This is a genomic window from Rhodanobacter sp. B05 (assembly GCF_002001085.1).
In the GTDB taxonomy this organism is placed as follows: Bacteria; Pseudomonadota; Gammaproteobacteria; order Xanthomonadales; family Rhodanobacteraceae; genus Rhodanobacter.
This window is the reverse complement of sequence record NZ_MUNU01000019.1, coordinates 534,235-547,143: the sequence shown is the minus strand read 5'-3', so window position 1 is coordinate 547,143 and position 12,909 is coordinate 534,235. Positions and strand designations below refer to the sequence as shown.

The 12,909-nt window shown below is 62.0% G+C and carries 24 protein-coding genes; all 24 read left to right on the top strand.

The features are described 5' to 3' along the window. Positions 1-3 precede the first annotated feature (3 nt). Positions 4-1,194, top strand: a complete 1,191-nt coding sequence (gene tuf, locus B0E47_RS16155; RefSeq protein WP_077515268.1) for an elongation factor Tu — start codon at positions 4-6, stop codon at positions 1,192-1,194. Positions 1,195-1,710: 516 nt separating this feature from the next. Beyond that, complete coding sequence (gene rpsJ, locus B0E47_RS16150; RefSeq protein WP_068095401.1) at positions 1,711-2,022, top strand: 30S ribosomal protein S10; 312 nt, start codon at positions 1,711-1,713, stop codon at positions 2,020-2,022. A 20-nt stretch (positions 2,023-2,042) separates the two neighbouring features. Next, a complete protein-coding gene (rplC, locus tag B0E47_RS16145; RefSeq protein WP_077515267.1) occupies positions 2,043-2,684 on the top strand; it encodes a 50S ribosomal protein L3 in 642 nt (213 codons plus the stop codon). 11 nt (positions 2,685-2,695) lie between these two features. Further along, positions 2,696-3,298: a 50S ribosomal protein L4 gene (gene rplD, locus B0E47_RS16140; RefSeq protein ID WP_077515266.1), complete on the top strand. Its 603-nt coding sequence runs from the start codon at positions 2,696-2,698 to the stop codon at positions 3,296-3,298. Next, positions 3,295-3,588 (top strand): 50S ribosomal protein L23, encoded by a 294-nt coding sequence (rplW, locus tag B0E47_RS16135; RefSeq protein ID WP_056386840.1) that lies wholly within the window; start codon positions 3,295-3,297, stop codon positions 3,586-3,588. Before rplD ends, rplW begins: the two co-directional genes overlap by 4 nt. A 17-nt stretch (positions 3,589-3,605) precedes the next feature. Then, the gene (gene rplB / locus B0E47_RS16130; RefSeq protein ID WP_077515265.1) at positions 3,606-4,430 is read left to right on the top strand and encodes a 50S ribosomal protein L2; all 825 of its coding nucleotides are present in this window, start codon (positions 3,606-3,608) and stop codon (positions 4,428-4,430) included. Between the two features lie 10 nt (positions 4,431-4,440). After that, positions 4,441-4,713: a 30S ribosomal protein S19 gene (rpsS, locus tag B0E47_RS16125; protein ID WP_007082178.1), complete on the top strand. Its 273-nt coding sequence runs from the start codon at positions 4,441-4,443 to the stop codon at positions 4,711-4,713. Then, positions 4,713-5,048, top strand: a complete 336-nt coding sequence (gene rplV / locus B0E47_RS16120) for a 50S ribosomal protein L22 (protein WP_007513348.1) — start codon at positions 4,713-4,715, stop codon at positions 5,046-5,048. Before rpsS ends, rplV begins: the two co-directional genes overlap by 1 nt. A gap of 15 nt (positions 5,049-5,063) precedes the next feature. Then, entirely contained in the window at positions 5,064-5,819 is a 756-nt protein-coding gene (gene rpsC / locus B0E47_RS16115) for a 30S ribosomal protein S3 (RefSeq protein WP_077515264.1), read from the top strand. 11 nt (positions 5,820-5,830) lie between these two features. Further along, a complete protein-coding gene (gene rplP / locus B0E47_RS16110; RefSeq protein WP_077515263.1) occupies positions 5,831-6,244 on the top strand; it encodes a 50S ribosomal protein L16 in 414 nt (137 codons plus the stop codon). Beyond that, the gene (gene rpmC / locus B0E47_RS16105; RefSeq protein ID WP_077515262.1) at positions 6,244-6,429 is read left to right on the top strand and encodes a 50S ribosomal protein L29; all 186 of its coding nucleotides are present in this window, start codon (positions 6,244-6,246) and stop codon (positions 6,427-6,429) included. The genes rplP and rpmC overlap by 1 nt, the downstream gene beginning before the upstream one ends. Before the next feature lie 12 nt (positions 6,430-6,441). Further along, on the top strand, positions 6,442-6,702 hold the full coding sequence (rpsQ, locus tag B0E47_RS16100) for a 30S ribosomal protein S17 (protein ID WP_077515261.1): 261 nt from the start codon (positions 6,442-6,444) through the stop codon (positions 6,700-6,702). A gap of 14 nt (positions 6,703-6,716) precedes the next feature. Next, the gene (gene rplN, locus B0E47_RS16095; RefSeq protein WP_077515260.1) at positions 6,717-7,085 is read left to right on the top strand and encodes a 50S ribosomal protein L14; all 369 of its coding nucleotides are present in this window, start codon (positions 6,717-6,719) and stop codon (positions 7,083-7,085) included. 13 nt (positions 7,086-7,098) lie between these two features. Beyond that, a complete protein-coding gene (gene rplX, locus B0E47_RS16090) occupies positions 7,099-7,413 on the top strand; it encodes a 50S ribosomal protein L24 (protein WP_077515259.1) in 315 nt (104 codons plus the stop codon). A gap of 8 nt (positions 7,414-7,421) precedes the next feature. Next, positions 7,422-7,964 carry a 50S ribosomal protein L5 gene (rplE, locus tag B0E47_RS16085; RefSeq protein WP_174567001.1) on the top strand — a complete coding sequence of 181 codons (543 nt, stop codon included), beginning with the start codon at positions 7,422-7,424 and terminating at the stop codon, positions 7,962-7,964. Positions 7,965-7,976: 12 nt separating this feature from the next. After that, the gene (gene rpsN / locus B0E47_RS16080) at positions 7,977-8,282 is read left to right on the top strand and encodes a 30S ribosomal protein S14 (RefSeq protein WP_077515257.1); all 306 of its coding nucleotides are present in this window, start codon (positions 7,977-7,979) and stop codon (positions 8,280-8,282) included. Between the two features lie 226 nt (positions 8,283-8,508). After that, positions 8,509-8,904, top strand: coding sequence for a 30S ribosomal protein S8 (gene rpsH, locus B0E47_RS16075; RefSeq protein ID WP_007808190.1), 396 nt, complete (start codon positions 8,509-8,511; stop codon positions 8,902-8,904). A gap of 11 nt (positions 8,905-8,915) precedes the next feature. Then, positions 8,916-9,443, top strand: coding sequence for a 50S ribosomal protein L6 (gene rplF / locus B0E47_RS16070; protein ID WP_077515256.1), 528 nt, complete (start codon positions 8,916-8,918; stop codon positions 9,441-9,443). A gap of 23 nt (positions 9,444-9,466) precedes the next feature. Further along, a complete protein-coding gene (rplR, locus tag B0E47_RS16065; protein WP_174567000.1) occupies positions 9,467-9,826 on the top strand; it encodes a 50S ribosomal protein L18 in 360 nt (119 codons plus the stop codon). Positions 9,827-9,943: 117 nt separating this feature from the next. Next, positions 9,944-10,453: a 30S ribosomal protein S5 gene (gene rpsE / locus B0E47_RS16060; protein WP_077515254.1), complete on the top strand. Its 510-nt coding sequence runs from the start codon at positions 9,944-9,946 to the stop codon at positions 10,451-10,453. Continuing rightward, positions 10,446-10,646 carry a 50S ribosomal protein L30 gene (gene rpmD, locus B0E47_RS16055; RefSeq protein WP_068095376.1) on the top strand — a complete coding sequence of 67 codons (201 nt, stop codon included), beginning with the start codon at positions 10,446-10,448 and terminating at the stop codon, positions 10,644-10,646. The genes rpsE and rpmD overlap by 8 nt, the downstream gene beginning before the upstream one ends. 5 nt (positions 10,647-10,651) lie before the next feature. Further along, positions 10,652-11,083, top strand: coding sequence for a 50S ribosomal protein L15 (rplO, locus tag B0E47_RS16050; RefSeq protein WP_077515414.1), 432 nt, complete (start codon positions 10,652-10,654; stop codon positions 11,081-11,083). A 4-nt stretch (positions 11,084-11,087) separates the two neighbouring features. Continuing rightward, positions 11,088-12,410: a preprotein translocase subunit SecY gene (gene secY, locus B0E47_RS16045; RefSeq protein WP_077515253.1), complete on the top strand. Its 1,323-nt coding sequence runs from the start codon at positions 11,088-11,090 to the stop codon at positions 12,408-12,410. A 126-nt stretch (positions 12,411-12,536) separates the two neighbouring features. Beyond that, a complete protein-coding gene (rpsM, locus tag B0E47_RS16040; protein ID WP_077515252.1) occupies positions 12,537-12,893 on the top strand; it encodes a 30S ribosomal protein S13 in 357 nt (118 codons plus the stop codon). The last annotated feature ends 16 nt before the right edge of the window (positions 12,894-12,909 follow it).

The following is a 12,909-nucleotide window of genomic DNA, read 5'->3' as shown; positions in this document are numbered from 1 at the left end:
GCCATGGCAAAGGGTAAATTCGAACGCACCAAGCCGCACGTCAACGTCGGCACGATTGGTCACGTGGATCACGGCAAGACGACGCTGACGGCAGCGCTGACGAAGGTCGGTGCGGAACGTTTCGGTGGCGAGTTCAAGGATTACAGCTCGATCGACGCGGCGCCGGAAGAGAAGGCCCGCGGCATCACGATCTCGACCGCGCACGTGGAATACGAGTCGCCGAACCGCCATTACGCGCACGTCGACTGCCCCGGCCATGCGGACTACGTGAAGAACATGATCACCGGTGCGGCGCAGATGGACGGCGCGATCCTGGTGTGCTCGGCCGCGGACGGCCCGATGCCGCAGACGCGCGAGCACATCCTGCTGAGCCGTCAGGTCGGTGTGCCATACATCATCGTGTACCTGAACAAGGCGGACATGGTGGACGACGCCGAGCTGCTCGAGCTGGTCGAGATGGAAGTGCGCGAGCTGCTGACCAAGTACGACTTCCCGGGCGACGACACGCCGATGATCCATGGTTCGGCCAAGCTGGCGCTGGAAGGCGATCAGAGCGAGATCGGCGTGCCGTCGATCATCAAGCTGGTCGATGCGCTGGACAGCTACATCCCGGAGCCGGTGCGCACGATCGACAAGCCGTTCTTGATGCCGGTGGAAGACGTGTTCTCGATCTCGGGCCGCGGCACCGTGGTGACCGGTCGTATCGAGCGCGGCATCATCAAGGTGGGCGACGAAATCGAAGTGGTCGGTATCCGCGACACGCAGAAGACCACGGTCACCGGCGTGGAAATGTTCCGCAAGCTGCTGGACCAGGGTCAGGCAGGCGACAACGCCGGTCTGCTGCTGCGCGGCCTGAAGCGTGACGACGTGGAGCGTGGCCAGGTGCTGGCCAAGCCGGGCACGATCACCCCGCACACCGACTTCGAAGCCGAAGTCTATGTGCTGTCGAAGGACGAGGGTGGCCGTCACACGCCGTTCTTCAAGGGTTACCGTCCGCAGTTCTACTTCCGCACGACCGACGTGACCGGCGCCTGCCAGTTGCCGGAAGGCGTGGAAATGGTGATGCCGGGCGACAACGTGAAGATGGTGGTGAGCCTGATCCACCCGATCGCGATGGACGAAGGCCTGCGTTTCGCCATTCGCGAAGGCGGCCGCACCGTCGGCGCCGGCGTCGTGGCCAAGGTCATCAAGTAAGCTGCTCTTATTGAATAGTGCGGCATGGATGCCGGTTTGATCTTTGCCATCAGGGAGGGTGGCTGAAATAAATCGTGAGAAGTCCGGCATGGATGCCGGTTTGATCTTCGCCATCAGGGAGGATGGCTGAAATAAATGGATAACGCCGGAGGGGTGGTGCAGGTGGTTTACTGCTGAACCACTTCCCTGTGGGGAAATTAGCAGGTATACTTCGCAGCTCACTTGTCGATCAAAGCTTCAGCTTTGACCGATCTACCGCGAAATGAGGCGCAGGACGTGCTTCGAGTTCGCGGGCCGGGATGGCCCATCGCAATGGAATATTTCGCAGGTCCTGCCTGCCGACAATGTCTCGTTGCGCGATGCAGATTCTGTCCAGGCGAGCCGCACGTGCTCGCCTGGTCTTTTCGAATTGGGGTCGGGAATATTCACGACTGCCGATGTGGTGCAAAGGGTTGTGCGAGGCGGTGAGAAGCCGTTTCGTTTCACATTACGTTCTTTCGACAACAGGACACGGTTATGGCGAACCAGAAGATTCGGATTCGGCTGAAGGCGTACGATCATCGTCTGATCGACCGCTCTGCCAGCGAGATCGTCGAGACGGCTAAGCGCACGGGTGCCACGGTACTCGGGCCCATCCCGCTTCCGACCAAGATCGAGCGTTACACCATTCTGACGTCGCCGCACGTCGACAAGGATGCACGCGACCAGTACGAGACCCGTACGCACAAGCGTGTGCTCGACATCATCGACCCGAACGACAAAACCGTGGACGCGCTCATGAAGCTTGATCTCGCCGCTGGCGTCGATGTTCAGATCAAGCTCGGTTGAGCGACAGACAGGATACGAAGATGAGTATCGGATTGGTTGGCCGCAAATGCGGCATGAGCCGACTCTTCACTGAAGATGGCCGCTCGATTCCGGTGACGCTGATTGAAGCGACGCCGAATCGTGTGACCCAGTTGAAGACGGACGATAACGATGGCTACAGCGCCGTCCAGGTTTCCGCGGGCAGCAAGCGCGCGAACCTGCTGACGCAGCCGCTGAAAGGTCACTACGCGAAGGCCAAGGTTGAGCCGGGTCGTGGCTTGTGGGAATTCCGCGTGTCTGCCGACGATCTCGGCAAGTACACCGTGGGCAGCGAGATCAAGGCAGACGACGTGTTCACCGTCGGCCAGATCGTCGACGTTGCCGGCGTGTCGAAAGGCAAGGGCTTCCAGGGCACGATCAAGCGCTGGAACTTCAAGATGGGTGACGCCACCCACGGTAACTCGCTGTCGCATCGCGCGCCGGGTTCCATCGGTCAGCGCCAGACCCCGGGTCGCGTGTTTCCGGGCAAGAAGATGTCCGGCCACATGGGTGCGGTCAATCGCACGCAGCAGGGTCTGGAAGTGGTCAAGGTCGACGCCGAGCGTCATCTGATCGCGGTGAAGGGTGCGGTGCCGGGTGCAACCGGTGGCAACGTCATCATCCGCCCGACGACGAAGAGCTGAGGAGAGACGCCATGGAACTCAATGTTATTGGCGCCAAGTCACTCAACGTGTCGGACGAAGTGTTCGGCGGTGAGTACAAGAAGGCCCTGGTTCACCAGGTCGTGATCGCCTATCAGGCGGCCGGCCGTGCCGGTACCCAGTCGCAGCTGTCGCGCGGCGAGATGTCCGGTACCACCAAGAAATTCAAGAAGCAGAAGGGCGGCGGCGCCCGTCACGGTGATTACCGTGCACCGATCTTTGTCGGTGGTGGCCGCACTTTCGCGGCGAAGCCGCGCAGCTACGAGCAGAAGGTCAACCGCAAGGCCTACCGCGTCGCGATTCGTTCGATCTTTTCCGAGCTGGTCCGCCAGGATCGTCTGAAAGTGGTCGAGAGTTTCGATATCGAGACGCCGAAGACCTCCGCGATGGTGGCCAAGCTGGCTCAGCTGGAAGTGTCCGGTCGCGTGCTGCTGGTGTCGGAAGATGCCAACGAGTCCGTATTCCTGGCCGCGCGCAACATTCCCTATATCCACGTGCTGGATGTGATGGGCCTGAACCCGGTCAGCCTGGTCGGTTCCGACCATGTGGTGGTCACGGTTGACGCGGTGAAGAAGATCGAGGAGTGGCTGGCATGAACAACGAACGCATTCTCGATACGCTGCGCGCGCCGCACATCTCCGAGAAGTCGGCGCGTCTCGCCGAGCACAACCAGTACGTATTCGTGGTCGCCCCCGCGGCGACCAAGGCCGATGTCCGCGCTGCCGTGGAGAAGCTGTTCGACGTGAAAGTCGAGCAGGTCAACCTCGTCAACACCAAGGGCAAGGTCAAAGCCTTCCGCCAACGCGCTGGCAGCCGCCAGGGCAAGCGCAAGGCCTATGTGCGTCTTGCCGATGGTCAGACCATCGACGTGTCCGCCAAGGCCTGAGCCAGGAGTTCTGTGAAATGGCATTAATCAACCACAAGCCGACCTCGCCGGGCCGTCGTGACGCGGTAAGCGTTCGCACGGAAGGCCTGTACAAGGGCGCGCCGTTCGCGGCGTTGACCGAGTCGCAGTCCAAGACGGGCGGTCGCAATCATCATGGTCGCATCACCGTGCGTCATCGTGGTGGCGGTCACAAGCAGCAGTACCGCCTCATCGATTTCAAGCGTGACAAGGAAGGTATCGCCGCCCGCGTCGAGCGCATCGAATACGATCCGAACCGCACCGCGCACATCGCGTTGCTGTGCTACGCCGATGGCGAGCGTCGCTACATCATTGCGCCGAAGGGCGTGGCGGTGGACGATCGCCTGGTGTCCGGTCGCGATGCGCCGATCAAGGCTGGCAACTGCCTGCAGCTGCGCAATATCCCGATGGGCAGCACGGTTCATTGCATCGAACTGCGTCCTGGCAAGGGTGCGCAGATCGCCCGCAGCGCCGGCGCCTCGGTGCAGCTGGTCGCTCGCGAATCCGGTTACGCCACGCTGCGCCTGCGCTCCGGCGAGATGCGTCGCGTCTCGGTCGATTGCCGCGCCACCATCGGTGAAGTCGGCAACGGCGAGCACAGCCTGAAGAAGCTGGGCAAGGCCGGTGCCAAGCGCTGGTTGGGTATTCGCCCCACCGTTCGCGGTGTGGTGATGAACCCGGTCGACCATCCGCACGGTGGTGGTGAAGGCAAGACTTCTGGCGGTCGTCATCCGGTCAGCCCGTGGGGCACGCCGGCGAAGGGTTACAAGACCCGTAACAACAAGCGCACGCAGCAGTTCATCGTGCGTCGTCGTACGAAGTAAGGAAACCGACATGCCTCGCTCCCTGAAGAAAGGTCCGTTCGTCGACCTTCACCTCGTAAAGAAGGTGGAAGCTGCGGTTTCCGCCAACAACAAGCGTCCGATCAAGACCTGGTCGCGTCGTTCGATGATCCTGCCGGAAATGGTCGGCTTGACCATTGCCATCCACAACGGCCGCCAGCACGTGCCCGTCCTGATCAACGAGAACATGGTCGGGCACAAGCTCGGCGAGTTCGCGGTGACCCGCACGTTCAAAGGCCATGTCGGCGACAAGAAGGGCAAGTGATGAGCACTGAAGCCAAAGCGATCCTGCGCGGCGCCCGCATTTCGGCGCAAAAGGCACGCCTGGTGGCTGATCTTGTCCGCGGGCTTCCCGTGGGCCGGGCCAGCGACGTGCTCACCTACACCAACAAGAAGGCCGCACACCTTGTCCGCAAGGTGCTGCTGTCGGCCGTCGCCAACGCCGAGAACAATCTCGGTGCCGACGTCGACGAACTGAAAGTGGCCAGCATCTTCGTCGACGAAGGTCCGGCGATGAAGCGCATGTATGCCCGCGCCAAAGGCCGCGGTTCGCGCATTCTCAAGCGCACCAGCCACATCACTGTGGTTGTTGGTAACTGACCGGGGACATAGACGATGGGTCATAAAGTTCATCCCACCGGTATCCGCCTCGGCATTGCCAAGGACTGGAACTCGAAGTGGTTCGCCAACAAGGGCGATTACGCGAAGTATCTCGTGGCCGACATCAAGGTCCGCGACATGCTGAAGAAGAAGCTGGCTGCCGCCGGCATCTCGAAGATCCAGATCGAGCGTCCGGCCAAGACCGCACGCGTGACGATCCACACCGCCCGTCCGGGCGTGGTGATCGGCAAGAAGGGCGAGGATATCGAGAAGCTGCGCAAGGAAGTCAGCGACATGATGGGCGTCCCGACGCACATCAACGTCAACGAAGTGCGCAAGCCCGAGCTGGACGCCCAGCTGGTGGCCGAGTCGATCGCACAGCAGCTCGAGCGCCGCATCATGTTCCGCCGCGCGATGAAGCGCTCGGTCGGCAACGCGATGCGCCTGGGCGCGCTGGGCATCAAGATCAACGTCTCCGGTCGTCTGAATGGTGCCGAGATCGCCCGTTCCGAGTGGAGCCGTGAGGGTCGCGTGCCGCTGCATACCCTGCGTGCCGACATCGACTACGGCACCGCCGAGGCGAAGACCACCTACGGCATCATCGGCATCAAGGTGTGGGTCTACAAGGGCGAGATCTTCGATCTGGCCGCAGCCAGCCAGGAGTCGAAGGACGAGCCGTCGTCGCAGCCGCGCCGCGAAGGTGGCGAAGGTCGTCGTAATGATTCGCGTCGCGAGGCCGGTGACGGCCGCCGCGAGCGGACTGCGAAGTAAGGAGAGTTGCCATGTTGCAACCCAAGCGAACCAAATACCGCAAGCAGTTCAAAGGCCGCAATGACGGTCTGGCACAGTGCTCCAACCTCGTCAGCTTCGGCGAGTACGGCCTGAAGGCGACCACGCATGGCGCGCTCACCGCACGCCAGATCGAGGCGGCCCGCCGTTGCATCACCCGCTTCGTCAAGCGTGGCGGCAAGTTGTGGATCCGTGTGTTCCCCGACAAGCCGATCACCAAGAAGCCGATCGAAGTCCGCATGGGCGCGGGCAAAGGCAGCGTCGAGTTCTGGGTCGCCCCGGTCCAGCCCGGTCGCATGCTGTATGAAATCGAAGGCGTCGACGAGCCGACGGCACGCGAGGCGTTCCGCCTGGCCGCTGCGAAGCTGTCGGTGCAGACCCAATTCGTTTCCCGGGCGGTGATGTGATGGCCAGCAAAGAAACCAAGAACCAGTCGGCCGACGAGCTGAACCAGCATCTGCTGGATCTGCGCAAGGAGCAGTTCAACCTGCGCATGCAGAAAGGCTCCGGCCAGCTCACCCAGCCGCACCAGCTTCGCCGCGTTCGGCGTGACATCGCCCGCACGAAATTCGTGCTCGGCAGCAAGAAGTAAGGGACGGCCGACATGAGCGACAACAAGAAACAGACGCGGACCCTCGAAGGTCGCGTCACCAGCAACAAGATGGACAAGACGGTCACCGTCCTGGTCGAACGCCAGGAGCAGCACTGGCTGCTTGGCAAGACCATCCGCCGGTCGACCAAGCTGCATGCGCAGGACGACATCGGTGCGAATGAGGGCGACCTCGTGCGTATCGCCGAGTGCCGTCCGTTGTCCAAGACCAAACATCACCGCGTGGTTGAGATCATCACGCGCGCCAACGTCTAAGGGAGGGTGCAGCCATGATCCAGATGCAAAGCACGCTATCCGCAGCGGACAACAGCGGCGCCAAGGAAGTGATGTGCATCAAGGTGCTCGGCGGCTCCAAGCGCCGCTATGCCTCGATCGGCGACGTGATCAAGGTCACCGTGAAAGATGCCATTCCCCGCGGCAAGGTGAAGAAAGGCGAGGTGTACAACGCCGTGGTGGTTCGTACCGCCAAGGGTGTGCGTCGTCCCGATGGCTCGCTGATCCGTTTCGACGGTAACGCCGCGGTCCTCCTCAACAACAAGCTCGAGCCGATCGGCACCCGTATTTTCGGACCGGTCACCCGCGAGCTGCGCAGCGAGAAGTTCATGAAGATCGTCTCGCTTGCTCCCGAAGTGCTCTGAGCGGAGTCAAGAAATGAACCGTATCCGCAAGGGTGATCAGGTCCTCGTGATCACCGGCAAGAACAAGGGTCAGCGCGGCGATGTGCTGCGTGTTGCAGACGACCGTGTGTTCGTCTCCAACGTGAATCTGATCAAGCGTCACACCAAGCCGAACCCGCAGGCCAACCAGGCTGGCGGTATCGTCGAGCGTGAAGCCTCGATCCATCTCTCCAATGTACAGCTGTTCAACCCCGCCACGAACAAGGGTGAACGCGTCGGCACCAAAACGCTCTCTGATGGGCGCAAGGTTCGCGTGTTCCGTTCGACTGGCGAGGTCGTGGACGCGTAAGGAACACGATCATGACGCGCCTTGAAAATTTCTACAAAGACCAGGTAGTTGCCAAGCTCACCGAGCAGTTCGGCTACCAGAACGTGATGCAGGTTCCCCGCATCACCAAGATCACGCTGAACATGGGCGTGGGCGAAGCCGCGGGCAACAAGAAGGTGCTCGAGAACGCGGTGGCCGACATGGCCAAGATCGCGGGCCAGAAGCCGATCACGACCAAGGCGCGCGTTTCTGTCGCCTCGTTCAAGATCCGCGACGGCTGGCCGATCGGCTGCAAGGTCACACTGCGCCGTGCGCAGATGTGGGAGTTCCTGGATCGCCTGATCAACATTTCGCTGCCGCGCGTGCGCGACTTCCGTGGTGTATCGGCCAAGGCGTTCGACGGCCGCGGCAACTACAACTTCGGCATCAAGGAACAGATCATCTTCCCCGAGATCGATTTCGATCAGGTCGATGCTCTGCGTGGCATGGATATCTCCATCGCCACCACCGCGCAGACCGATGACGAGGCGAAGGCCTTGTTGACGGCGTTCAGCTTTCCTTTCCGCAACTGATAGGCGTTATCCATGGCCAAGACATCAATGGTGAACCGCGATATCAAGCGGACCAAGCTCGCCCAGAAGTTCGCCGCGAAGCGCGCCGAGCTGAAGGCGATCGTACTGAGCCCCAAGGCCTCCTACGAGGAGAAGATGGAAGCTCAGACCAAGTTGCAGAAACTGCCGCGCGACGCCAGTCCGGTGCGTCAGCGCACCCGCTGCGCGCTGACCGGCCGTCCGCGTGCCGTCTACGCCAAGTTCGGCCTGGGCCGCAACAAGCTGCGCGAGGCGACCATGCGCGGCGACGTTCCGGGTCTGCGCAAGGCCAGCTGGTAATCAACGATTTGCCGTATCGTCCGGTGGGGCAGGGCCTCGTCAGGCGGTTGATCTGACTGCATCGCGGTGCAGTTGTTGGATGCGACTACCGCATCGATATTCGCCAAAACCTGAAAGTGCTGCTATAGTCGGCGGTCTGCGCAACGCAGGCCACCATTCATGGCGGCTCACAATCTGATTGATTTCCGGTTTTATCGGATATCGGTGCACTCTGAAGGATGTTTTCATGAGCATGACTGATCCCATCGCCGATCTGTTCACGCGCGTCCGCAATGCCCAGGCCATGGGCAAGCCGACCGTGCGTATGCCGTCGTCGAAACTGAAGGTGGCAATCGCCGACCTTCTCAAGAACGAGGGCTACATTCTCGACGCCAAGACTTCCGCCGAGGAAGGCAAGCCGGTGCTCGAGATCAAGCTCAAGTATTTCGAGGGCCAGCCGGCCATCGAGCGCATTTCCCGTGTCAGCCGCTCCGGCCTGCGTGTGTATCGCGGCAAGGACGAGCTGCCGAAGGTCCTCGGTGGCCTGGGTATCTCGATCATCTCGACTTCCGCTGGTCTGTTGACCGATGCGCAGGCCCGTGCCAAGGGCCTGGGCGGCGAAGTCATCGGCCAAGTGGCATAAGGAGTCCTGCAATGTCACGTGTAGCCAAGCAACCCATTTCCCTGCCCAAGGGTGTCGAGCTTGCCGTCGGCAGCGACAACCTCTCGGTGAAAGGCCCCAAGGGCACGCTCTCGATTCACCATCTGCCCGGCGTGACGGTCACCGTCGACAACGGCGTGGCCCATGTCACGCTGGCCGATGGCGTCGACGACAAGTTCGGCGGCACCGCGCGCGCGCTGCTCGCCAACATGGTCACCGGTGTGTCCACCGGCTACGAGCGCAAGCTTGAGCTGGTCGGCGTCGGTTACCGTGCTGCCATGCAGGGCAAGTCGTTGAACCTGAGCCTCGGCTTTTCCCATCCGGTGGTGTTCGACGCCCCGGCAGGCATCAGCATCGAGACGCCGACCCAGACCGAAGTGCTGATCAAGGGCACCGACAAGCAGGTCGTGGGTCAGGTTGCCGCCAAGATCCGTGGCTTCCGCCCACCTGAGCCCTACAAGGGCAAGGGTGTGCGTTATGCCGGCGAGAAGATCACCCTGAAGGAAGCAAAGAAGGCGTAACAGTCGATCCGCTTTCGAGGAACATATTGATGAACAAGAACGAAAATCGCCTGCGTCGCGCCAAATCCACGCGCAGTCACATCCGCAAGCTGGCAGTGGCCCGTCTGTCGGTGCACCGCACCGGTCAGCACCTGTACGCACAGGTGTTCGACGCCTCTGGCCAGAACGTCGTGGCTGCGGCTTCGACCGTGCAGAAGTCGGTTGCCGAGGGGCTCAAGGGCACCAAGAACCTGGCCGCCGCGGCCGCCGTAGGCAAGGCCGTGGCCGAGCGTGCGATGGCGGCAGGCGTCGAGTCGGTGGCTTTTGACCGCTCGGGTTTCCGCTATCACGGCCGCATCAAGGCGCTGGCCGAAGCGGCTCGCGAAGCTGGCTTGAAATTCTGAAGTAGCACCCGGGCCAGTTTGGCCCATGGGTGGCCTGGCCACCCGACGCGACAACTACAACTCCAAGCGGCCAAGCCGCAAGCAAAGTCCCGGTTTGCCGGGCACATGGAATAGAACATGTCTTCTAACGATCGTGAAAATTCGGACGGCCTGCTCGAAAAGCTGATTGCCGTCAACCGGGTGGCCAAGACCGTCAAGGGCGGCCGCCAGATGAGCTTCACCGCGCTGACCGTGGTCGGTGATGGCGAGGGCAAGGTCGGCTTCGGTTATGGCAAGGCGCGTGAAGTGCCGGTCGCCATTTCCAAGGCGATGGAGCGTGCGCGTCGGCAGATGGTTGACATCGAGCTGAACAACGGCACGCTGTGGTATGCCATCAAGGCCAACCACGGCGCAGCCCGCGTCTACATGCAGCCGGCTTCCGAAGGTACCGGCGTGATCGCTGGCGGCGCCATGCGTGCCGTGCTGGAAGTGGTTGGCGTGAAGAACGTGCTGGCCAAGGCCGTCGGCTCGCGCAACCCGATCAACCTGGTGCGCGCCACCATCAAGGGTCTGCAGGCGGTTGCCTCGCCCAAGAAGATCGCCGCCAAGCGTGGCAAGACCCTGGAAGAGGTGCTCGGCAATGGCTAAGTCTCAACAAACCGCCGACAAGACCGTGCGCGTGCGCCTGGTCAAGGGCCTGCGCGGCGTGCAGGCACGTCATCGCCTGAGCGTGAAAGCGCTGGGTCTGGGCAAGATCAACGACGTCCGTGAACTGAAGGACAGCCCGCAGGTGCGTGGCCTGATCAACACGGTCTATTACCTGGTCCGGGTCGAGGAGTGAGCATCATGCGTCTGAATACACTTAAGCCGAACGATGGCTCGCACAAGACGCGTCTGCGCGTCGGTCGCGGCATCGGTTCGGGCATGGGCAAGACCGCGGGTCGCGGCCACAAGGGTCAGCACGCCCGTGCCGGTGGCACCCACAAGTACGGTTTCGAGGGCGGCCAGATGCCGCTGCAGCGTCGTCTGCCGAAGGTGGGTTTCCGCTCGAAGATGAAGGCGCAGAGCCAGGAAGTGTTCCTGTATCAGCTGGCCAACCTCAAGGGCGATGTGATCGACGTCGTCGCGCTGCATCAGGCTGGCCTGATCGACAGCCGCGCGAAGAAGGTCAAGGTGGTCCTGAAGGGTGAGATCGGCCGTGCGGTGAAGTTGTCGGGTCTGCTGGCTACGGCCGGCGCCAAGGCGGCCATCGAGGCGGCCGGCGGCAGCGTGGAGTAATCAGGTGGCCGCAGCCAAGGGCAATGCACTGGGCAAACTGGGCAAGCTGACCGAGCTTCGTCAGCGCATCCTGTTTGTGGTGGGCGCGCTGATGGTGTTCCGGCTGGGTTCGTTCATCCCGGTGCCGGGCGTCAACCCGGAAGCGATGACCAGCCTGGTCAACGGCAATGGCCTGATGGACATGTTCAACATGTTCTCGGGTGGTGCGCTGGCGCGGTTTTCGGTGTTCGCGCTCGGCGTGATTCCGTACATCTCGGCGTCGATCGTGTTCCAGATGATGGGCTCGGTGGTTCCCAGCCTGCAGGGCCTGCGCAAGGAAGGCGAGGCCGGCAAGCGCAAGATGACGGCATACACCCGTTACGCGACCGTGGCGCTGGCGGCCTTCCAGTCGTTCGGCATCGCGGTGGCGCTGCAAAATCAAGTCGCCGCGGGCGGTGCTCCGGTGGTGTACACGCCAGGCTTCGGCTTCATCATGTCTTCCGTGGTCGGGTTGACCGCTGGCACGATGTTCCTGATGTGGCTGGGCGAGCAGATGACCGAGCGCGGTATCGGCAACGGTATCTCCCTGCTGATCTTCGCCGGCATCGTGGCGGGCTTGCCCGGGGCGGTGGTGCATACGCTGGGCATGGCGAACAACGGCGAGCTGTCGCTGATCATGCTGCTGATGGTGTTCGGGCTGATTTTGGCCGTGACGGCGTTTGTGGTGTTCATGGAGCGTGCGCAGCGGCGCATCACCGTGAATTACGCGAGGCGCTCGGGTGGCCAGAAGGCCTACCAGAACCAGAGTTCGAACCTGCCGTTGAAGATCAACATGTCGGGCGTGATCCCGCCGATCTTCGCCTCCAGCCTGCTGATGTTCCCGGCGACCGCGGTGAGTTGGTTCAGCACGGGCCACCAGTCGCGCTGGGTGCAGGATCTGACGCAGTCGCTGAGCCCGGGCAATCCGTTGTACGAAATCGTGTTTTCGGTGCTGGTCATCGGTTTTGCATTTTTCTATACCGCCATCGTGTTCAACGCGGATGAGACGGCCGACAACCTGAAGCGTTCGGGTGCCCTGATTCCGGGTATCCGGCCGGGCAAGGCCACGGCCAGCTACATCGACGCGGTAATGACCCGGTTGACCGGTGTCGGCGCGATCTACCTGGTGATGGTCTGCCTGGTGCCGTCGTTCATGCAGCAGGCCTGGCATGTGCCGTTCTATTTTGGCGGCACTTCGCTGCTGATCGTGGTGGTGGTGGTGATGGACTTCACGGCGCAGATCCAGGCGCATCTGGTCAGTCACCAGTACGAAAGTCTGCTCAAGAAAGCCAATCTTCGCCGCAGTTGATGCAGCAAAGGGCTGTTCAAAGTCGGGGAGTGGCGACACCGCGGTGTCGCAGGGCTTTCCAGTTCGGGTAATTCAGGTTAAAATTGCGCGTTTACCGCGCAAGAAACGCATCGGAGAGAGTACATCATGGCGCGCATCGCGGGTGTCAATTTGCCGGTCCAGAAGCATGTCTGGGTCGGTCTGCAGAGCATTTACGGTATCGGCCGCAGCCGGGCCAGGCAAGTCTGCGTGGACGCTGGCGTGGTTCCGACCACCCAGATCAAGTCCCTCAGTGAAGGCGAGGTGGAGAAGATCCGCCACGAGATCGGCAAGTACACCGTCGAGGGCGATCTTCGCCGCGAGGTGGGCATGGCGATCAAGCGCCTGATGGATCTGGGTTGCTACCGTGGCTTGCGCCATCGTCGTGGCCTGCCGGTGCGGGGCCAGCGTACCCGTACCAACGCACGCACCCGCAAGGGCCCGCGTCGCGCGATCAAGAAGTAGTGAACCTGCGCGGTCG